We start from the raw sequence: 19622 nt of genomic DNA on the forward strand, positions 1-19622 counted from the left end.
CCCAGTGACCGCCGAGCGCTCACGCAGATCCTCGTTGCTGTCAACCAATGCCGCCTTGTAACGGGCGGCCGGACAACGAGGTGAACCGTGATCAAGCGAATGATCCGTACCGTGGCGACGGCCGGAATCGCCCCGGGGCTCCTGGTCGGACTGGGCGCGACGGCCGCCCACGCCGCCGACGGCGACCCATCCCAGTGGTCAGTGGCGGGCGACCCCTCCCAGTGGGGCTGAACCGAGGAGAGGGCGAGGCCACCATGAAAGACATCGGCAACCGGCACACAGGGCACATCGGACACGCAGGGCACATCGGACACACAGGGCACGCCGTCGTCGTCGGAGCGGGAATCGGCGGGCTGCTGGCGGCCCGGGTGCTCAGCGAGACATTCGACCGGGTCACGGTGATCGACCGTGACGCACTGCCTGATGAGGGCATACCGCGACGGGGGGTGCCGCAGGGCCGGCACGCGCACGGTCTGCTCTCTCGGGGCAGCGAGATCCTCGAGGAGCTCTTCCCGCGGCTGACCGCCGAGCTGGTCGCCGCGGGAGCCGTCCCGTGCGACATCCACAATGACGTCCGCTGGTACAACGACGGCCGGCGGCTTCACCCGGCGCCCTCGCGGCTGCATGGCCTGACGGTGAGCCGGCCCCACCTCGAATGGCGTCTGCGGTCCCGCGTCGCGGCCCTCCCCGGCGTGGTGATCCGCGAGCGCTGCGAGGTGGTCGAGTTGATCGCCGCCGGCGACCATGCCGAACCCGGCGCGGTCACCGGAGTGCGCCTGCTGTGCGCGGACCACCGGCCGGAGGACATGCCGGCGGACCTCGTGGTGAACGCCACGGGCCGGGGCAACCGCGGCGCCGAGTGGCTGCGCAGGCTGGGGTATGAGACCGCGCCGGAGGAACGTGTCGACTCCCGGCTGGTGTACGTCTCGCGTGAGTACCGGCGCCGGCCTGGCGACGCCGACGTCGTCGCCCTCATCGTGGGGCACAGCGCGGCCGTACCGAGGGGCGGGGTCGCGCTCAGCGCTGAGGGCGACCGCTGGCTCGTCACGTTGTACGGCATGGGCGACGACGTTCCCCCGGTCGACCCGGACGGATACCACCGGTTCGCCGCCCGGCTCCCGGTCCAGGACCTGCACCACCTCCTGCAGCGCCTGGAACCGCTCGGGGAGCCCCGCCTGATGCGCATCCCGGTGAGCATCCGGCGCCGCTACGAGCGGCTGGGCCGCTTCCCCGAGGGCTACGTGGTCTTCGGCGACGCCTTATGCCAGTTCAACCCCAGCTACGGGCAAGGTATGACCGTCGCCGCCTGCGAGGCCGTCGCGCTGCGCGAATGCCTGGCGGACGGGGGACAGGACGGCCTGGCCCGCCGGTTCTCCGGGCGTGCGGCGCGGATCATCGATGTGCCGTGGGACATGTCGGTCGGCGGCGATCTGCGGTTCCCGTCGGTCGAGGGCCCACGTTCCTTGCGGGTGAAGCTGCTCAACGGCTACCTCACCCGGCTCCACGCGGCCGCGGAGGCGGACCCTGTGGTCGGGCACGCCTTTCTGAGCGTCGCCAACCTCCAGGCCCCTCCGCAGCACCTGTTGTCGCCGGGCGTCCTGGCCCGTGTGCTCCGGCCGCGCTCCGGCAGTACGACGGCCCGCCATGAGGTCACGGCGCGGGTGAAGACTCCGGCCGGTCAGTGACGTGGGCGGGCGGGCTGGATCAGCTCGCCCGCCGCCGGCGCCCTCGACCGATTGGAACAATGTCGGCGCCTGCTGCGCGATCCCTCTGACGGCACCCCCCGCGCTTGAGCGCATCACCTGGACGATCCGATGACGTGTGCCATGATGTGCCGATGCCGATCGAGGAGGGGTTCCCCAACCAACGGCTGTCCGTCGTCCCGCGCCGGGTCGTCGCCGAGGCGAGCTCCCGCCCGGTGACGAGACGCCTCATGATCACCGACGCCGGTTACTATCCGAACGCGGCGGACCACCTGATGAGGCGGCAGGTCGGCATCGAGGAGGCCATTCTCATCCTCTGCGCGGCCGGCGCGGGATGGGCGAACATCGGGGGCGCCCGGCATCGCGTCGAAGCGAACGCGGCGCTGGTCATCCCTCGTGGCGTCCCGCACGCCTACGGTGCTTCCGACGACAATCCCTGGACGATCTGGTGGTGCCACTTGCGAGGCGCCGATGTAGCGGAGCTCACCGAGGCGATCGGCGCGAGCGAGTCCAGACCGGTGGTCCCGATCGGCCGTCTGGACCGAGCGGTCGCCCTGCTCGACGAGATCGTGACCGTGCTCGAACGGGATCATTCGTCGGTGAGCCTGATGGGTGCGGCCGGCGCCGCGTGGAAGCTCCTCACCCAGATCGTGGTCGATCGTGTCATGCCGGCGCCCGGTGATCCCCTTCAGCGCGCGATGGCCTACCTGGCCGAGCGGCTGGACGGCACCGTCCGGGTGGCTGACCTGGCGTCGCTGGTCGGCATCTCCCCGTCGCATCTGAGCGCGCTGTTCCGCCGCGCGACCGGGGGCGGAGTGCTCGCGCACCACACGGCGCTGCGCATGGCGCAGGCGCGCAACCTCCTCGACACCACGGACGCGACCGTCGCGGCGATCGCCCGCAAGGTCGGCTACCGCGACCCGTTCTACTTCTCCCGTCACTTCAAGCGGATGCACGAGGCCAGCCCCACCGAGTACCGCAATCGCGTAAAGGGTTGAGGGCTCCCGCGTCACGATGAGGGCGGGCAGCCAGACGCCTCCCGGCGGTGCGCTCGATCCTGTCATCCCTTCAGCCCGCTGCTCGCGATGCCCGCGAAGAACTGCCGTTGCAGCAGCAGGAAGACGATCACGAGAGGCAACGAGCAGACCAGGGCTCCCGCCATGAGGGTCGGATAGTCCGTGCCGAACTGTCCTTGGAGTCCCGCCAGGCCCACCGGAAGCGGCCGATTCTCCCCCGAGGGGGAGACGATGAGGGGCCAGAGAAGGTCGTTCCACGAGTAGAGGCCCGTGAGCACGGACAACGCGGCCAGCGTCGGCCGCGCCATCGGCACCATGACGTGCCAGAACACCTGGAAGGTGCCGGCACCGTCGAGCCTGGCCGCCTCCTCGTAGTCCTTCGGCATGGTGAGGAAGGCCTGGCGCATGAGGAAGGTCCCGAACGCGGAGAACATGCCCGGGATGGCGAGCGCCGGGAGGGTGTCCAGCATCTCCAGGTCGCGGACGAGCTGGTACTGGCCGATCAGGAAGAGCTGGCTGGGCACCATCAGCATGACGATGAACAGGCCGAACAGCACGTTGCCGCCGCGGAAGGGGATGCGCGCGAACGCGTACCCGGCGAGTGCGGCGACCACGATCTGGCCGGCGACCCGCAGGGTGAGCGAACCGGCCGAGACCGCGAACATCGACCAGAACGGCACAGTCGAGAAGAACGTCTCGAACGAGTGGAGGCTGAATTCCTCCGGCCAGATGGCCGGAGGAATTCTGGAGACTTCGGCGGTCGTCTTGAACACGGTGAGGATCTGCCAGATGAACGGCACCACCATGAAGGCGACAGAGACGAGGAGGATCGCGTGGATCGGCCAGGTGCGGGACGGCTTCCTGCGCCATGGGATGCCGGGCGCGCGGCGGGCGGTGGACTCAGCCATAGAAGACCCACGATTTCTGCAGTCGGAACTGGAGGGCCGTGGCGATCATGATCACGATGAGGAGGACGATCGCGATCGCGGCTCCGTAACCCTGGTGGAACTGGACGAACGCCTTCTCGTAGAAGAGGTAGACGATCGTCTTGGAGTCGGTCAGGGCCGTGTTGTTCACACTGCGCAGCATGATGAAGATCAGGTCGAACATCTGCAGGGCGGCGATCACGCTGAGGATCGTCACGAAGAAGATGCTCGGGCTGAGCAGCGGCAGGGTGATGTGGAAGAACTGCCGGACGCGGCCGGCGCCGTCAAGGCCGGACGCCTCGTAGAGGGCTTTCGGGATGGCCTGCAGCCCTGCCCCGAGGATGATCAGGTTGATGCCGAGGCCCATCCAGATGCCGACGGCCCCGAACGCGAAGATTGTGAACCGGGGGTCGGCCACCCAGAACTGCCCGTCGACTCCGAACCACGACAACACGTAGTTGAGCAGCCCGAAGTCGCCGTTGTAGATGAACCGCCAGACCATGCCGATGGCCACGGGCAGGGTGACGACCGGCAGGAAGAACAACACGCGGTAGACGGCGCGTCCCCGGCCGACCTGCTCGATCAGTGCGGCCAGTACGACTGCGACGGGGATGCCGAGCAGGACGATCACCGTGTAGAGCGCGGAGTTCCGTAACGCCTTCCAGAAGTCGGCGTCGGCGAGGAGGGTGGTGTAATTGTCCACCCCTACGAAGGTCGCGTCCCCGAACGCCGGAACGTCCTCAAAGCTCTTGACCAGCGTCGACAGGAACGGCCACAGGTACAAGGCGACCAGGCCGATCGTCGCCGGAGCGATGAACGCCAGCGCCGACCACGCGCCAGGTGTGCTGACGCCTGTGCGGCGGCCGGTCGGCCGCCGCACGGACTTCGTTGCCACGTTCGTCATTTCTTGGTGAGCACCTGGTCGACGGCGTCCTGGTACTCCTTCGCCGCCTGCTCGACGGGCTTCTTGCCGTCCCACGCGTCGGTCAGGAACTGCGGGGCGAGTCCCTGCCACTCGGACGCGTTGCCCTGGACCGGCAGCGGAACGCTGTAGTCGATGGCGTCGATGAAGACCTGCAGGTGGTATTCGGGCATCGAGTCGAGCCAGGGCTGTTGCGTCCCCTTGTAGGCGGGGAGCACCGTTCCCGTCGCCGCCTGGATCTCGGCCGCCCTGGTCCCGCCAAGGAAGGCGAGGAACTTCTTGAGCTCCTCGGGATGCTTGCTGCCTGCGTATCCGGCGTTGCCGATGCCGCTGGTGACGGTGGCCCGCTTGACGCCCTGGGGCAGCGGAGCGACGTCGATCTTGCCCTTCAGGTCGGGGTTCTTGTGGAACCGCAGAGCCCAGTACGCCCCGGAGAAGTACATGGCGACCTTCTGGTTCTCGAACATCGAGACCGCCTCGGTGTCCGACAGCTGCTTCAGCGTCGGGGAGGAGCCGGCGGCCTGCAGATCGGTCCAGAACTTCAGGCCCGCGACGCCTGCGGGGCTCCCGAAGTCGGAGGCGGTGCCGTCCGGATTCACGATGTTGCCGCCGGCCTGCAGGATCGTGTTGTAGAAGCCGCCCTGCGCGTCGATCGGCGCCGCGATGCCCCACACGCCCTTGGCGGGGTCGGTCAGCTTCTTGGCCGCGTCCTGCACGTCCTGCCAGTCCCACGTGTCATCGGGGTACTTGACGCCCGCGGCGTCGAAGAGCGCCTTGTTGTACCAGATGCCGTTGGTGTCGAAGTCCTTCGGCAGGGCGAAGGACTTGCCCTCGTAGGTGTAGGAGTCGGTGACGGCCTTGGGGTAGACGCTCATGTCGATTCCGGCCGACTTGACGGTGTCGGACAGATCGAGCAGCTGACCTCCCTTGGCGTACTCGCGGAAGTGGTCGCCGAGCATCCAGAACGCGTCCGGCGCGGTGCCCCCGGCGGCTCCGACCTGGAGGGTCGACCAGTACTCCGTCCACGGCAGAGTCTGGATCTTGACGGTGATGTTCGGGTTGGCCTTCTCGAACTCGGTGGCGATCTGCTGCATCGCCGGAGTCTGATCCTCACTCCAGTTTGCGTAGGTGAGAGTGACCTTCTCGTTCGACCCTTCACCGGATCCGCCTGAGCAGGCGGTGAGGAGTGTCGCCGCCGCGACGATCGCCGTGACGGCGACCCATGTGCGTTTCATAGTGTTCCTCTGATGGTGTCGCGTGCCGGTCGTGCGTGACCGGCACGGTGTCATCTGGTGGGGGAGGCGACGACGACGGAGGTGTCGATCCAGTCGACGTGCACGCCGGAGTCGTCCGGAGTCACGGTCTCGCCGCGCAGGCACAGGGTCTGCACGCCCTGAACCCCCAGGTTGAAGGTCGTGACGGGCTTGCCCGCCTCGACGACGGCGCTGAAGATCTCGCGACCGTCCGCGACGATGCCGACCCTGGCGGCGCCCGTCGACTCGTCGTCGACGCCGACGGCGCCGGTGAGGGTTTCAGCGCGCCCACCGAGGTGGAAGCGCGCCTCCGAGTACGGCGCCGTGCCGAGGCCGCGCTCGAATCCTTGGCCGGCCACACGCATGGGCCGGCCGTCGCCGGGGTTGCCCGCCCCATTGGACTGGTCCCGCTCGACGGGCCCGTCGTCGTTGACGAACGCGATCATCGGCAGATCCGACAACGTGTACTCGCCGGGGGTCATGGGGCGGACGACTCTCACGTGGGAGACGACGGACACCGTGCCGTCGGCGTCACGTTCGACAGTCACGACGCCAAGCCGTCCGGGCCGCAGCGAGGAATCAGGGCGGACGATCCAGTCCGCCTCGCCGACGCGGTCGGCCGACCAGCCTGAGGGAAGGCGCAGCCGGGCGTCGCCGTCGGTCGTGATCGACGCGGTTCCGTCCGGTCCGGTCTCGGCGATGGAGGGGAGCGCGACCGGCGCGAGATGATGCGGCCTGGGCGCGGCTCGGAACAGATCCGTGCCCGCGGGAGCGACGATGGCGACGAAGCCGCCGTCGCGGGCGACCTCGACGTCGATCGCGCCCGTGGCAGTCGTGATCGTTTCTGTGAGTCCGGTGGCCGGCGCCTCGCCCGACGACGGCGACACGTCGCCGACGACGCAGATCTCGGCGTCCGGCCCCACGCCGTCGAGCCCGTCCAGCGGCACCCGGATCGTACGCGCGTCCCCGGTGGCGATGCCGCCCACGAACCAGCGGTCGCCGGATCGGCGGGCGATGACGGCGTGGCTGTCGGGGTCGCCTGCCAGCAGCACCGTCTCGTCCCAGACCGGTGCCAGCTCCGACAGGAACCTGGCTGCGAGCGGGCGTGCGATGTAGGCGTCGACGTGGTCGGCGAAGTGGGTGATGCCGCATTCGAACGCCACCGACAGCCCGAGCTCGTGACCGTCGCTCGTCGTGCGGTTCGCGGCGCCGAACGCGACCGGTGTGGCGTCCATGGCCCCGACGATGTTCCGGGTGAACGGCTGGATGACGTTGTGGGACGCGGAGAGCGCCTGGTTCTCGAAGAACACGTAGTACTCGGCGCCGCGGATCGCCTCGTACCCGATGACCTGGGGGAACGTGCGCGCCCACCCGCGGGGGATGACCGATCCGTGGAAGTTGACCATGAGGCCGAGCCGTGCGGTCTCGGTGAGGATCGTGTCGTACCAGCGGTAGCGGTCCTTGGACTCCGACTCCATGAAGTCGACCTTGATCCCGGCGACTCCCCACGAGCGCCACAGCGCCAGCTTCCTGAGGTCTTCCGGGCTGTTGAGGTCGCGCCAGATGGTCCACAGGTGGACCTGGATGCCGCGCCGGCTCGCGTAGGCGACGATCTCCGGCACCCAGGTCTCCTCCCATCCGCAGTCGATGAGCAGGTGCTCCCAGCCCAGGTCGGCGGCGACGTCGACGAAGTGCTTCTGCTTGTCCAGCTGCGCGCCCGAGTAGAAGTCCGACCACCACGACCAGGCGGCGCGACCTGGCCGAACCCAGGTCGCGTCCTCCAGATCCGGAGAGATCGCCGGTGCGAGCTCGTCGACGAGGAGCGAGGAGACGAGGGCGGGGAGCGCGCCGATGAGGATGACGCGCCACGGTGTGACGACGCCCCGAGCGACCTCGACGCTGTCGTCGGCGAGGGCGAACCGTAATGTCCGGTCGCCGTCCGCGTCCGGCTCACCCAGCTCTGCATGGGCGCCGGCGAAGCGGCCGTCGATACCCGACTCGGTGATCAGCATGTGAATGGCCGCGTCGAGACGGGTGAGGAACGGGAAGCCGTACGAGCCGCCCGACAGCTCGCCGGTGCCGGCTCCGAAGCGCGGGGTCTCGTACCAGGTTTGGTACTCCAGCACCCAGTTCCTCGCCTGGGCGGGAAGCGTTACGGCGGTGCGGTCGCCGGTGACGCGGGCGATCCCGTCGAGCGCGGGCAACGCGTAGCGGATCGCGACGCCGTCATGCGCGACGCGCAGGATGACCTGCCATTCGACGCCGCCCGCCTCGCGAAAGGTGTGGACGCTCTCCTGATGTTCGTAGGGGTGGTCTCCCGCGGACTTGCCGGAACGCATGCTGATCCGGTCGCGGACCGTGCGGTTCACGACATGCACGAGCTCCGCGTTCGTGCCGAGTTCCGCACCGTCAAGGGTGAACCCGAGCCGGACCTCGTCAAGGACCACCTCGTCGTTCCAGGTCACGGTCAGCAGCACACCGGTTTCGCCGGTTCGCACCTGGGCCCTCAGCGCGCCCGCCTTCGATGCGGCTAGGGGGCGTACCTCGTCGCTCAACACGTTCTCCATCGCAGGCTTTCAAGTTGTTCACATGGCGGTGATCCGCCATGCACGGTGACGCTCTCTGGAGCGCCGTCCCCGGCCACGGGGTTTCCTCGCCGGACCATGGATGATCCGACGATCTGGGCGGGGCCCACATCACGTCACGACGGCGAGTGGGGCCGCCGGGGATGCGTCATCGATGAGGAGGGTGATCACCCCAAGGCCCAACGGAAGCCCGACCGTCGCGGGTCGTGCGTCGCTGCCCGATTACTCGCGACATTTCACCTCCGGAGGGGCGTGGTGGGGGCGCTTCACCCAGACGGGCCTGGATGAGTGAGGCAAAACTATGGACCCCACCCGACAGCGGCCGGAATGGTGGAACCGTTGCATGGGCTGGACATTTCGACTGCGTCGGTGAACGGCTCCGGGGCCATTCCGGAGGCTCCGGCTTGCTCGCATCGGCCGCTGCCGCGCCGCGAGGGGAGCCCCCACGCCAAGGCGATCAACGTCGTACAAGACGCGGCACTGCTGCTCCGATAGGCCGCGGGCTTCGAGGGAGCGCAGGAACGCGGTCAGATGCGCCGTCTTCGCTGTCTCCGACGGCGAAGCCGAGGATCTCTGGCGGCTGGGAGTTGACGCCGATGGTGATGACCACGGGTTGGGAGACGACCCGGTGGTCGACCCGCGCCTTGGGGCAGGTCGTGTCCGATGGGGCATTGTGGGCGTGAATCCGGTTTGAATGGACATCTGAGATCAGGCCCCTGGCGATTCCGGACGAGAATCCTTATCGACAAAAAGTACTTTTCGCCAATGAATTGGGTCGCCGATAATGGCACGCATCAGCGGACAATCACCTTCGCCTTCGGCTGATGGGCTTTGTCGCCGATGCCTGATCGTGAGACGAATCCTCTGCCGAAATCACGACCTTCGACCTGCGATGGGAGCGAGCAGCCGTCGCCATCTCGGCCTATTTGCCATATGGCGCAATCGCGGAGAATTCGATTCCGCGAAACGAGAACATCGCATCAAGCCGGGGTCAGCGATGTGCAACGACGAATATCGGCCGTCGAGGGCGACCGTAGGATCGTGGCGATCGGTATTAACCGCTCACCTGATGTCGCGAAGTCGCATCAGCCGAGGAATTCCGCGTCCACGAGAATCGCGAGAGTCGTTGAATGAGTACAAAACATGCGTCGCCTTCGATGGTGAAAGCCTCTGTGCTGGTGATCCTGGCCTCCGCTCTGGCCGCAGGATGTTCTTCGGGGGGTGACGCCACGGGCAACACTCCGGAGAAGTCGCCGACGTCGGCACCGGCTGCGGAGAACATCGCGGCGAAGGCGCTCCCCAAGAAGATCACCAACGACCCCGACATCCGCGGCAACATCGTGCAGACCGCGTGCGCGGCCGTACCAGGTGGCTGGGGCGCCAAGGGGACGGCGACCAACCCCGGGGCGAAGCCGATCACCTACAAGATCGTTGTCTACTTCACCACTACGAAGGCGACCACGCTGGACTACGCCCAGACCCTGGTCAAGGTCCCAGCCGGCAAGACGGTCGACTGGAGTGCCACGAAGCACTTCGAGGCGAAGCAGCAGCTGCTCTGCCCCATGCCCGGGATCAGCGTCGTCGCCTGACCTTCCGGCGGGTGCCGCCGTTGATCATCTGGCTGAGCGCGGTCGTGTTCCCTCTCAGTGGCAACGAGCGGTGATGATCCAGGCGCGGGAGTCGACCCAGACCCCGTCGTCGCTCAGGTGCGCGGCGAGCGCCTCGCGCAGGCGCCCGACCGCGCGCGCCGCGGCGGTGGGGTCCAGCCGCTTCAGCACCTCGCTGGTGCAGGTGAAGCCGCGGACCCACTCGAGGGCGGCGGCCACGTCCGGACCGTAGTAGACCGGCTCGTGGACGTCGGTGAAGGTGATGTCGGCGAACCCCGCAGCGCCCAGGATCTCCTTCACGGCCGGCGGGTCGGCGAGCGAGAACGGATCCGGTCCGGCGGAGGCCGCGGCCACCGGCCCCTTGGATCCTGCGAGGGATCGGTGGATGGCGACCGCCCACTCGTTGCGCTCGTGGGGCTGCCAGACCATCATCACCAGGCGCCCGGCCGGGCGCAGCGCCCGCCTGATGTTGGCGAACGCGGCGACGGGGTCGTCGAAGAACATCGTGCCGAACCTGCTGATCGCCAGGTCGAAGCGCGCCTGCGGAAAGCGGTGGTCCTGCGCGTCGGCGTGGTCGAAGGTGACGTTGCGGAGCCCCTCGCTCCGGGCGAACTCGCGGGCACGCTCGATGGCGGGCGCGGAGATGTCGACCCCGAGCGCGCTGCCTGCCTGTGCTGTGCGGGCGGCCTGCCGGGTCGTCTGCCCGGTTCCGCATCCGATGTCGAGGACGTGGTCGTGGAGTCGGACGCCACAGGCCCGGCGCAGCACCTGGTCGTGCCGCCGCAGTTCGGCGTCGTAGCCGCTGGGGTCGAGCGGATGTTCGCTTGCGGAATGTCGCACCGCGACCCCTTCACTACGTGCGCTGGACGCGTTGCAAGCGGTCGGACAGCATCGACCTGCCTCCGGGGCCTCGGCGACTTACACAAGGTCTTACACCACTGCGTGTTTCGTTCCTAGTGCTGTGGCCCCACCGTCCACGGCCGGAGCTTCTCGGGGTTGCGTATCGCCCATAGGCGCTTGATCCGGTCGCCTGCCACGTCGAACGCCATCACCATCACGGTGACGCCGTCCTGCTGCGCCACCAGACCCGGCTGGCCGTTGACCGTACGCTCCAGGATCGTCAGGTCGGGGACCCTGCCGGCGATGTCGATGGCGTAGCGCGCGATCTGCTCGCCGCCGACGATGGGGCGGAGTACGGCGCTGACGAGGCCGCCGCCGTCGGCGATGCCCGTGGCGTCGGGGTCGAGGAGGCCGATGAGGGCGTTGATGTCCTTGGCTTCCCATGCCTGCTTGAAGTCTCTGACGATCCCGGCCTGCTGGGCTGTGGGAGTCGCGGGAGGTTGTGAGGCGTGGATGCGGCGGCGGGCTGAGGTGGCCAGTTGGCGGCATGCCGCCGGGGTGCGGCCGACGATTTCGGCGACTTCGGTGAAGGGGTAGCGGAAGACGTCGTGCAGGATGAACGCGACGCGTTCGGCCGGGGTCATCGATTCGAGTACGACGAGGAAGGCCATGTTGACCGACTCGTCGAGGGTGATGCGGTCAGCCGGGTCGGTGGTGGTGTCGCCGGACCGTCCGTTGATCCATTCTGTGCGGTCGGGGAGCGGCTCCGGGATCCATTCGCCGACGTAGCTTTCGCGCCGGGCCCGTGCCGAGCCGAGCAGGTCGAGGCAGATGCGGCCGGCGACTTTCGTGAGCCAGGCGCCGGGCGTGGTGATGGCCTCCTGCTGTTGCCGGGTCATGGCGTACCAGCGGGTGTAGGTCTCTTGTACGACATCCTCGGCGTCGGCCAGGGAGCCGAGGAGCCGGTAGGCGAGATTGATCAGCTGACGCCGCTCGCTCATGATCGCGCTCAGGCTCGGATCGGACCGGCCGTCTCCTGGCTCGGATGGGGTGGTCATGGTGTCGCCGACTCCCTTGGTCGCAGCTGTCCTCACCGGTTCGACGGCACAGCCCCTCGGAATGTGAGGTCGGCGTTCACCTCACACTCCCAGCGGTTGCGTCGTCGGACTACTGAGACACCATCCACCACGCAGACCGTCGCCGCAGTCGTCAAGGAGGCACCCATGTTCTTGCGTGTCGCGATCACCCTGCAAACCTTGGCCCTCTTCGTCCAGGCGATCACCGCCGGACTGTTGTTGTCCTCGCCCGACGCAGGGACATTGCACAGCGTCGGGGCGTACACGGTGTTCTACGTGACCCTGCTGCACCTGATCACCGCGATCTTGGTGTGGCGGCCGGGCGGCGGCTCGCCCAGGCCCATCCTGTACGCGGCCGGGTTCTTCGGGCTCACGCTGGCCCAGATAGCGCTGGGCATCGCGCACGTGAAGACCGTGCACGTCCCGTTGGGCGTGCTGATGTTCGGCATGAGCGTCCTTCAGCTCAGCCGGGTCTGGGCCGCCCGCCGCACTCACGTGGCCGCCGCGGCCCACGGTGGCCGCGCCGCAAAGCCTCAAAACACCGCTGTGATCTAGAAGGGAAGACCTCACCATCCGGCGGGTCGACGCCCTCCGCAAGGCCGGGGAAACAGAGGAGCGCATCGGCTCTGGACGCTCACCCTAGCGATCGGCCACTTCTGCTTGCTCGTGCCCGTCGCTCTCATCGGCAAGCCGATCCCCGGTAGGCCCCCAGGGAAGAACTACAGCAGGTAACGCCCGACAGCCTCAGGTGAGGGCGCGTAACCGCGCCCGACCCTGAGCGCGGCCGGCTCTGAGTGATGAGCTGATGGTGGAGAGCGAGCTCTCCCCGGCGGTTCATTTCCCCTCTATCAGCGGCAACCGGAGGACGAACCGGGCGCCGCAGGCGGAATCCTCGATACGCAGAGTTCCCCGGTGAGCGTGGGCGATGTCGCGGGAGATCGCGAGGCCGAGTCCGCTGCCGGTGGCGTCACGGCGGCGTCCGTCTTCCAGACGTACGAACCGCTCGAAAACTCGCTCACGGTCGGCCGATTCGATGCCGGCTCCGTCATCGGTCACTTCCACGACCGCTTGGCCGTGGGCGGAGGCGACCCATACGGTGACGCCGGTCTCGGCGTGCCGCCGCGCGTTGCTCAGCAGGTTGCTCAGCAGCCGGATCAACTGGGTCCGTGAGCCGTGCACCCATACATTCCCTGTCACCTCCGCGTGCACCGGCATAGTGGGGGCGGGTGTCCCCACCTCCTCCGTTACCAGTACTCCAAGGTCGATCGGCTCGTGCGGCGCATGCTCACCCCCATGCAGCCGGGCCAGTAGCAGCAGGTCCTCGACGATCGCCTCGAGCCGGTCGGTGGTCGACAGGGCTCGCTGAATGGTGTCGCGAGGATTGACGTGATCGGGATAGAGCAGAGCCCCCTCCAGTTGCAACCGCAGGCCGGCGATCGGATTGCGGAGCTCGTGGGAAGTGGTGGAGGCCAGTTGGTACTGCTGCTCCATCGGGCGCAGCGACCGGCCCGTTATCCGCCACGTCATCCATCCCAACATGACGGTCATCAGAAGCGCGGCCGCCGCGATGACGTACTCGAGGTCGTGCGTCGCCAGAATCGACGGCTCTGCCGTGCCGGCGTATACGACAGGGGAATCCGCATTCGGTGAGATCCTGTCAGCCGTCAGCAGGACACACTGCCTGCCCGGGAGGCACTCGGTCCGCCGCTGCAAGCGGTTGCCGGGCTCCGGTCTGAACCTGCTGAGACGCGTCCGGCCCGTCTGAGGGCTGGAGTTCACGATCCTGCCCCGGGCGTCCACCACTTGAATGAGGTCGACGCCGGCGGAGGCGGGAATGGGATGCGGCAGATGCCCGCCCCGTACCTGCGCACTCCACCGGAGGACGATCTTCTCGGCATTGAGGAACGCTTCGTCTCGAACCCTGTAGCGGACCGCCAGATCCATGCTCGTGCCGACCACAACCACGATCACGAGGACGAGGAGCGTCACCACCGTCGTGTAGCGCACCTGAATGGAGCACAGTGACGGCATTGCTTCACCGTTTCCCGCGCGGCCGACCAGCTCTTTTGACACCTGGCATCGACGGATCGCGCCTGGTCGAGCAGTCGCTGCACTGACCCAAATTGGACGATTTCGTCCACTCAATCCAAAGTTGCCCGAACTTGTCAAGTCGGGATGTCAAGAACCCGGAGCCGCTGGTGATCTGTCCTCATGTGACCCTTGGCCGAGCTCGGCGCCATGTCGAGGGCGAGTGCGAAGGGCTGTGCATCCTGCGTCGTCCCGGCGAGCAGATATCCGCCCTGTATCGCGGCGATGACTCCGACGGCGAGTTCCTCCGCGGTGACCTCGGGGTCCACTTCGCCGTTTTCCTGCATTCGAGCCAGGCCGCTCGCCAAAGTGTCTCTCCAGGAATCAAAGGCGGCCGCCAGTAGGCGGTGAGCGCTGCCGGACCGTCCGCCGAGTTCATTGGCCGGCGAGCCGAGCGGGCATCGGTAGGTCCCCTCGTCGTCGTGTGGGCCTGCGACCAGCGCGTTTTCGCGAGTGGCTGCGCCGCGCGCGGTAAGTCGCGAAGGATCTTTCCCCGTCCCTCGGCTGGACACATTTAGTAACCCTACCTTTCTGGTGCGTGAACCGGCTGGCCCCTCGAAGACTTGACAATCTGCGCTTGTATACACAAACTGGACGAACTCGTCCATTTCCGGGTGGCGGGGCCTCCGTGCCGGCACTCCAGATGGAAGCCGTTCGCGAACTGGTCAGCCTGAGAGGTCGCCCTCACTGCGGCGCGTGACAGTCGAGCGCCGGCCGATCACCCGTCAGCTATGTCATCAACCGCCGGGCAGCGCACTGCGTAGCGGATGGGAGCGCGGACATGAGAAGGGCCTTCGGTCGCGGGCCCGGGGCCGCATGTCTCGATGCCGGCTCTACTGGAGCGGGCCGACGCCGCCTGCTCCGACTGGTGGCTCTCCGGGCTTTTTGCATCGTGGTTCCGCTGGCGTGGATCAGGTTGCAGGTGCGGGGCCGGGCCCTGAACTCGATCTCGGCCATCCGCGCCGAACTGGCCGCCCTCGACGTCGGTGACCTGTCCGGCCGCTTACCCGAGACGCAGGGGCACGGCGAGATCGTACGGCTCGCCGCAGCCGTCAACACCCTCCTTGGCCGGCTGGAGCAGGCCGAGAAGCGCGCGGAGCGAGCGCTCGACCAGCAACGGCAGTTCGCCCTGGACGCCTCACACGAATTGCGTACTCCTCTGGCGGGGCTGCGCCTGCAACTGGAAGACGCCCAGATGAATCCAGACGACACCGACCTGCGGAACCTTCTTGAACACGCTCTCCGTGATCTGGGCCGAGTGCAAAGCATCATCGCTGATCTGCTCCTGCTGGCCAGGCTGGGGACAGCCGCCCAGGCCACGATGGAGCAGGTAGACCTCACGGCACTGGTCCGGGAGCTGACCGCCCACCGCGAGGGAGAGCAGGAGATACAGCTTCACCTCGACCCCGAGGTGACGGTCGATGCCGTCCCATCTCACGTCACCCGAATGCTCACCAATCTGCTCGACAACGCCCACCGACACGCCGCAGGGACGATACGGATCGACCTGCGCCGTGCAGGCGACAGCGCCGAACTGGCCATCGCCGACGACGGGGAGGGCATCGCCCCAACCGACCGTGAGCGGATCTTCCACCGCTTCGTCCGGCTGGACTCAGCCCGTAGCCGTGACTGCGGAGGCACCGGCCTCGGCCTGGCCATCGCCCACGACATCGCCTTCGCCCACAACGGCAGCCTCCACGTGGAAGACTCCGCTTCGGGTGGCGCGTGCTTCGTCCTGCGGATGCCCCTGGTCACGAACGACTGAAGGATCCCATGTTCAGGCGATGCCCCTCGAGTGGGCGCGGAAGGCGGCCGGGGTCTCACCGGTTCGCTGCCGGAAGAATTTGGTGAAGACCGTGGCCTCCGAGAAGCCGAGCCGCTCACCGACGGTCGCGACCGCCAGGTCGGTGTGCACGAGCCGGCGCTTGGCCTCGAGGAGGACTCGATCGTTGATGAAACGCTTAGCGCCGCAACCGGCGGCCGCTCGTGTCGCGCGGGTGAGGGTGCGGACGCTGTAACCCAGGTCCCTGGCGAAGTCCTCCACGCGGCGGGTTCGAACGAAGTCGCGATCCACCGCGCTCTGGAAGCGGCGGAACGCCTCCGTCACGTCCGCACCGTCGTGGTCCACGCCGCCGTGTGCCTGTGTCAGACGCAGAACCAGGACGGCCAGCAGATGCCGTAGCACCTCCACGTGCACTTCGAGCGAGGGGCAGGCCTGGCTGCGGTACTCGCTTTCCAGCAGATCCAGGACGCCGTGTACGGCCCGGTCCGTGCCCTCAGGGATCAGCGGCCGTTGCCAGGATGACTGGTCGACGCGCGCGACCTCCACGGTGCCAGGGCTCAAGAAGCTGCGCTCGAAGAGGACGACGGTGCCTTCGGCCGCGGTGAGGTCGGAGCGGAACTGCTGGATCTGACCAGGACGAGACCACATCCACGCGCCTTCGATCAGCACGTGCTCGGTGAAGTCCACCGAATAGCGCAGGGTGCCTGATCGCACGGTGATGAGCTCGTGAAAAGCCAACCGCTTGGGCGCGTACAGGTCGACATCGTGACTGCGAGCGCGGGCAGGCAGGCCGACGAAGTCGACCACTTCCACGCCCGGCGGAGCTCCGACCGAAGCCCTGTACGGGACGTCCGTAACGACGATGTGTCCGTTTCTGTCCATGGTATGTCTCCAGCGTACAACTTCGGAGCGCCCGAACGCGGTTATCGTTGGCGCAAAGGAGCTGGTCAGAGGCATGCGAAGCATCGATGGCCGCCGGACCGCGCGACGATGCGGTGTCCGAAAAAGCTCTCACCATCCACGCGGTGTCCACCGCGAATCGAGAGGGTTGACCATCGTGCGACTGATCGTGGGCATGACAGGCGCGACGGGTGCGGCGATCGGCATCCGGTTGCTGGAGAACCTGGCCGACCTGCCGGAAGTGGAGACCCACCTGGTCCTCAGCCGCTGGGCGCGGACCACCATCGAGCTGGAAACCGGTCGCACGGTCGGCGAGGTCAGCGCGCTCGCCGATGTCGCCTACCAGCCCGAGGACCAGGGGGCGCCGATCTCCTCGGGCTCGTTCAAGACCGACGGCATGGTGATCGCACCGTGCTCGATGAAGACCCTGGCCGGGATCCGCGCCGGGTACGCCGACGGGCTGATCGCCCGCTCCGCCGACGTGGCCCTCAAGGAGCGGCGCAGGCTCGTGCTCGTCCCTCGCGAGACGCCGCTGAGCGAGATCCACCTGGAGAACATGCTCGCGCTCAGCCGCCGGGGGGCTCAGGTGGTGCCGCCCATGCTGGCCTTCTACAACCACCCTCGTTCGGTCGACGACATCGTGGACCACATCACGGCACGGGTCCTCGACCAGTTCGATCTGCCTGCGCCTCGCGCCCGGCGATGGGAGGGCATGCGCGCCGCCCGCGGGCTGCGCCTCACTCCCTGACCCGCACTCCCGCGTACCGATCGTCCGATCTGCGAAAGGAACCCGTCATGGCCTACGACGACCTGCGGAGTTTTCTCGACGCCCTCGACAAGGAAGGGCAACTCCTGCGCATCAACGAGGAGGTGATGCCGGAGCCGGACATCGCCGCCGCGGCGAACGCCGTACCGCGCCTCGGCGACGCGGCCCCCGCCCTTTACTTCGACAACGTCGCCGGCTTCACCGGCGCGAAGATCGCGATGAACGTGCACGGCTCGTGGGCCAATCACGCGCTCGCCCTGGACCTGCCCAAGGAGACCGGCACCAGAGAACAGGTCGAGGAGTTCACCAGGCGCTGGGCGGACTTCCCCGTCGAGCCCGAGGAGCGGGAGAACCCGCCATGGGCCGAGAACACTCTGGAAGGCGACGACGTCGACATCTTCACGGTGCTCCCGCTGTTGCGCTTGAACGACGGCGACGGCGGCTTCTACATCGACAAGGCCGCGGTCATCTCGAAGGATCCCGACGACCCGGACAACAGCGACAAGCAGAACGTCGGCATCTACCGGATGCAGGTCAAAGGCAAGGCGACCCTGGCCCTGCATCCGGTGCCGATGCACGACATCGCCCTGCACCTGCGCAAGGCGGAGGAGAGGCGCGAGGACCTCCCCGTCGCCATCGCCGTCGGAAACGACCCGGTCATCTCCATCGTTGCCTCCACCCCCATGAGGTACGACGAGAACGAGTACGGCCTGGCCGGCGCGCTGCGAGGTGCGCCCGCCCCGATCAGCAGGGCGCCGCTCACCGGACTGCCTGTGCCATGGGGATCAGAAGTGATCATCGAGGGCGTCGTCGAGGGCCGCAGGCGTGAGATCGAAGGGCCGTTCGGCGAGTTCACGGGGCACTACTCCGGCGGTCGCGAAGTGCCTCTCATCCGCATCGACAAGATCTCGTACCGCACGAATCCCGTCTTCGAGCACCTCTACCTCGGCATGCCATGGACCGAGATCGACTACCTGATGGCCGCCAACACGTGCGTGCCGCTGTACACGCAGCTCAAGGCCGACTTCCCCGAGGTTCAGGCGGTGAACGCGCTTTACACCCACGGACTGGTCGTCATCGTGTCCACGAAGAAGCGGTACGGCGGGTTCGCCAAGGCCGTCGGCATGCGCCTTCTGACCACCCCGCACGGCCTCGGCTACGCCGCCACCGTGATCGTGGTGGACGAGGACGTCAATCCCTTCGATCTGCCCCAGGTCATGTGGGCGCTGTCGACCAAGATGAACCCGGCCGACGACCTGGTCATCGTGCCGAATCTGTCCGTCATAGCACTGGATCCCGCTGCCCGCACGCCCGGCGTCATCGACAAGTTGATCATCGACGCGACCACACCCGTGGCGCCGGACAGCCGCGGCAGCCATGGCACTCAGGTGCGTGACCTGCCCGAGACCGGGGAGTGGCTCATCAAACTGCAGCAGCTGGCGACCGGCCGCGATGCCGCCGCCCCGGGTACGGAGCGTCACACACCAGTTGCGGACACAAGTCACAGCTCGACCTGCCCGCGCTGCGCTCACGGGACCGTCGAGAAGCTCTTCACCTCGCCGGTTCCCGGTGCCTGGGACGTTCTGCGGTGCCCGCAGTGCCTTTACATGTGGCGCACCAGCGAACCCGCTCGGCGGACCCGGCGTGATGCCTATCCGGAGGCGTTCAGGGTGACCGTCGAGGACATCCGCAACGCCAACGAGATGCCGATCATCCCGCCGACGCGGGCGTGACCATTCGAAACAACCATGGACTCGGGGGACACCATGAGATCTGCGACGCACGGTCACGACTTCATCGTGGTCGGCGGCGGCACCGCCGGATGCGTGCTCGCCGCCCGCTTGTCGGAGCGCGACGACACACGCGTCCTTCTGCTCGAGGCCGGCGACGGGCAGCCGCCGGAAGCCCTGGCCACGCCACCCGCCTGGCCGACGCTGCTGAGGAGCCCGGCCTGCTGGGGCGACTTCACGATCGAACAGGCGGCCACCGGCACGTCCGTTCTCCTGCCGCGCGGACGCGGGCTCGGCGGGTCGTCCTCGATCAATGGCATGATCTTCGCCCGCGGGCATCGGTCCAGCTACGACGCCTGGCAGGTGGAAGGGTGGAGCTTCGACGACCTGCTGCCCTACTTCAAACGCACGGAGAACGCACTAGTGG

Annotated in this window: 18 protein-coding genes and 1 pseudogene; 9 read left to right on the forward strand and 10 right to left on the reverse strand. The window is 67.6% G+C overall.

Annotation, left to right across the window (positions count from 1 at the left end):
• The first annotated feature begins 87 nt into the window (after window positions 1–87).
• From Pth03_RS39065 to Pth03_RS39075, 3 genes are all read left to right on the forward strand, one after another.
• Window positions 88–231, forward strand: a complete 144-nt coding sequence (locus tag Pth03_RS39065) for a hypothetical protein (protein ID WP_203949560.1) — start codon at window positions 88–90, stop codon at window positions 229–231.
• A 23-nt stretch (window positions 232–254) separates the two neighbouring features.
• The gene (locus tag Pth03_RS39070; RefSeq protein WP_203949561.1) at window positions 255–1685 is read left to right on the forward strand and encodes an FAD-dependent oxidoreductase; all 1431 of its coding nucleotides are present in this window, start codon (window positions 255–257) and stop codon (window positions 1683–1685) included.
• A gap of 152 nt (window positions 1686–1837) precedes the next feature.
• Window positions 1838–2701 carry an AraC family transcriptional regulator gene (locus Pth03_RS39075; protein ID WP_203949562.1) on the forward strand — a complete coding sequence of 288 codons (864 nt, stop codon included), beginning with the start codon at window positions 1838–1840 and terminating at the stop codon, window positions 2699–2701.
• Between the two features lie 62 nt (window positions 2702–2763).
• Here Pth03_RS39075 and Pth03_RS39080 read toward each other — a convergent pair whose 3' ends face one another.
• The 5 genes and pseudogenes from Pth03_RS39080 to Pth03_RS39100 all read right to left on the reverse strand — a co-directional run.
• Window positions 2764–3627: a carbohydrate ABC transporter permease gene (locus Pth03_RS39080; protein ID WP_203949563.1), complete on the reverse strand. Its 864-nt coding sequence runs from the start codon at window positions 3625–3627 to the stop codon at window positions 2764–2766.
• Window positions 3620–4540, reverse strand: coding sequence for a carbohydrate ABC transporter permease (locus Pth03_RS39085; protein ID WP_239119719.1), 921 nt, complete (start codon window positions 4538–4540; stop codon window positions 3620–3622). Before Pth03_RS39085 ends, Pth03_RS39080 begins: the two co-directional genes overlap by 8 nt.
• A gap of 5 nt (window positions 4541–4545) precedes the next feature.
• Window positions 4546–5802: an ABC transporter substrate-binding protein gene (locus Pth03_RS39090; RefSeq protein ID WP_203949565.1), complete on the reverse strand. Its 1257-nt coding sequence runs from the start codon at window positions 5800–5802 to the stop codon at window positions 4546–4548.
• A gap of 50 nt (window positions 5803–5852) precedes the next feature.
• A complete protein-coding gene (locus Pth03_RS39095) occupies window positions 5853–8375 on the reverse strand; it encodes a glycoside hydrolase family 97 catalytic domain-containing protein (RefSeq protein WP_203949566.1) in 2523 nt (840 codons plus the stop codon).
• 510 nt (window positions 8376–8885) lie between these two features.
• Window positions 8886–9066, reverse strand: a pseudogene (locus Pth03_RS39100) (transposase); the annotation flags it as partial.
• 469 nt (window positions 9067–9535) lie between these two features.
• On the opposite strand from Pth03_RS39100, the gene Pth03_RS39105 reads away from it, so the two are divergent.
• On the forward strand, window positions 9536–9994 hold the full coding sequence (locus Pth03_RS39105) for a hypothetical protein (protein ID WP_203949567.1): 459 nt from the start codon (window positions 9536–9538) through the stop codon (window positions 9992–9994).
• Window positions 9995–10048: 54 nt separating this feature from the next.
• On the opposite strand, the gene Pth03_RS39110 is transcribed toward Pth03_RS39105, so the two are convergent.
• Together Pth03_RS39110 and sigJ are read right to left on the reverse strand one after the other, a co-directional pair.
• Window positions 10049–10852: a class I SAM-dependent methyltransferase gene (locus Pth03_RS39110; protein WP_203949568.1), complete on the reverse strand. Its 804-nt coding sequence runs from the start codon at window positions 10850–10852 to the stop codon at window positions 10049–10051.
• 113 nt (window positions 10853–10965) lie between these two features.
• Entirely contained in the window at window positions 10966–11910 is a 945-nt protein-coding gene (gene sigJ, locus Pth03_RS39115) for an RNA polymerase sigma factor SigJ (protein WP_203949569.1), read from the reverse strand.
• Window positions 11911–12075: 165 nt separating this feature from the next.
• Between sigJ and Pth03_RS39120 the strand changes: the two genes are divergently transcribed.
• Entirely contained in the window at window positions 12076–12483 is a 408-nt protein-coding gene (locus Pth03_RS39120; RefSeq protein ID WP_203949570.1) for a hypothetical protein, read from the forward strand.
• A gap of 279 nt (window positions 12484–12762) precedes the next feature.
• On the opposite strand, the gene Pth03_RS39125 is transcribed toward Pth03_RS39120, so the two are convergent.
• Together Pth03_RS39125 and Pth03_RS42730 are read right to left on the reverse strand one after the other, a co-directional pair.
• Window positions 12763–14097 (reverse strand): sensor histidine kinase, encoded by a 1335-nt coding sequence (locus Pth03_RS39125; protein ID WP_203949571.1) that lies wholly within the window; start codon window positions 14095–14097, stop codon window positions 12763–12765.
• Window positions 14094–14624 carry a TetR family transcriptional regulator C-terminal domain-containing protein gene (locus Pth03_RS42730; RefSeq protein WP_373318686.1) on the reverse strand — a complete coding sequence of 177 codons (531 nt, stop codon included), beginning with the start codon at window positions 14622–14624 and terminating at the stop codon, window positions 14094–14096. Before Pth03_RS42730 ends, Pth03_RS39125 begins: the two co-directional genes overlap by 4 nt.
• Before the next feature lie 260 nt (window positions 14625–14884).
• Here Pth03_RS42730 and Pth03_RS39135 point away from each other — a divergent pair, with 260 nt between their 5' ends.
• Window positions 14885–15781 (forward strand): sensor histidine kinase, encoded by an 897-nt coding sequence (locus tag Pth03_RS39135; RefSeq protein ID WP_203949573.1) that lies wholly within the window; start codon window positions 14885–14887, stop codon window positions 15779–15781.
• Window positions 15782–15793: 12 nt separating this feature from the next.
• Here Pth03_RS39135 and Pth03_RS39140 read toward each other — a convergent pair whose 3' ends face one another.
• Window positions 15794–16681 carry a helix-turn-helix transcriptional regulator gene (locus Pth03_RS39140; RefSeq protein WP_203949574.1) on the reverse strand — a complete coding sequence of 296 codons (888 nt, stop codon included), beginning with the start codon at window positions 16679–16681 and terminating at the stop codon, window positions 15794–15796.
• Window positions 16682–16754: 73 nt separating this feature from the next.
• Here Pth03_RS39140 and Pth03_RS39145 point away from each other — a divergent pair, with 73 nt between their 5' ends.
• From Pth03_RS39145 to Pth03_RS39155, 3 genes are all read left to right on the forward strand, one after another.
• On the forward strand, window positions 16755–17447 hold the full coding sequence (locus tag Pth03_RS39145) for a non-oxidative hydroxyarylic acid decarboxylases subunit B (protein WP_505874727.1): 693 nt from the start codon (window positions 16755–16757) through the stop codon (window positions 17445–17447).
• Between the two features lie 47 nt (window positions 17448–17494).
• Window positions 17495–19198, forward strand: a complete 1704-nt coding sequence (locus tag Pth03_RS39150; RefSeq protein ID WP_275413283.1) for a non-oxidative hydroxyarylic acid decarboxylases subunit C — start codon at window positions 17495–17497, stop codon at window positions 19196–19198.
• A gap of 33 nt (window positions 19199–19231) precedes the next feature.
• On the forward strand, window positions 19232–19622 hold a 391-nt coding region (locus tag Pth03_RS39155), incomplete at its 3' end, for a GMC family oxidoreductase N-terminal domain-containing protein (protein ID WP_203949576.1).

This window comes from Planotetraspora thailandica (genome assembly GCF_016863335.1).
GTDB classification, from domain to species: Bacteria; Actinomycetota; Actinomycetes; order Streptosporangiales; family Streptosporangiaceae; genus Planotetraspora; species Planotetraspora thailandica.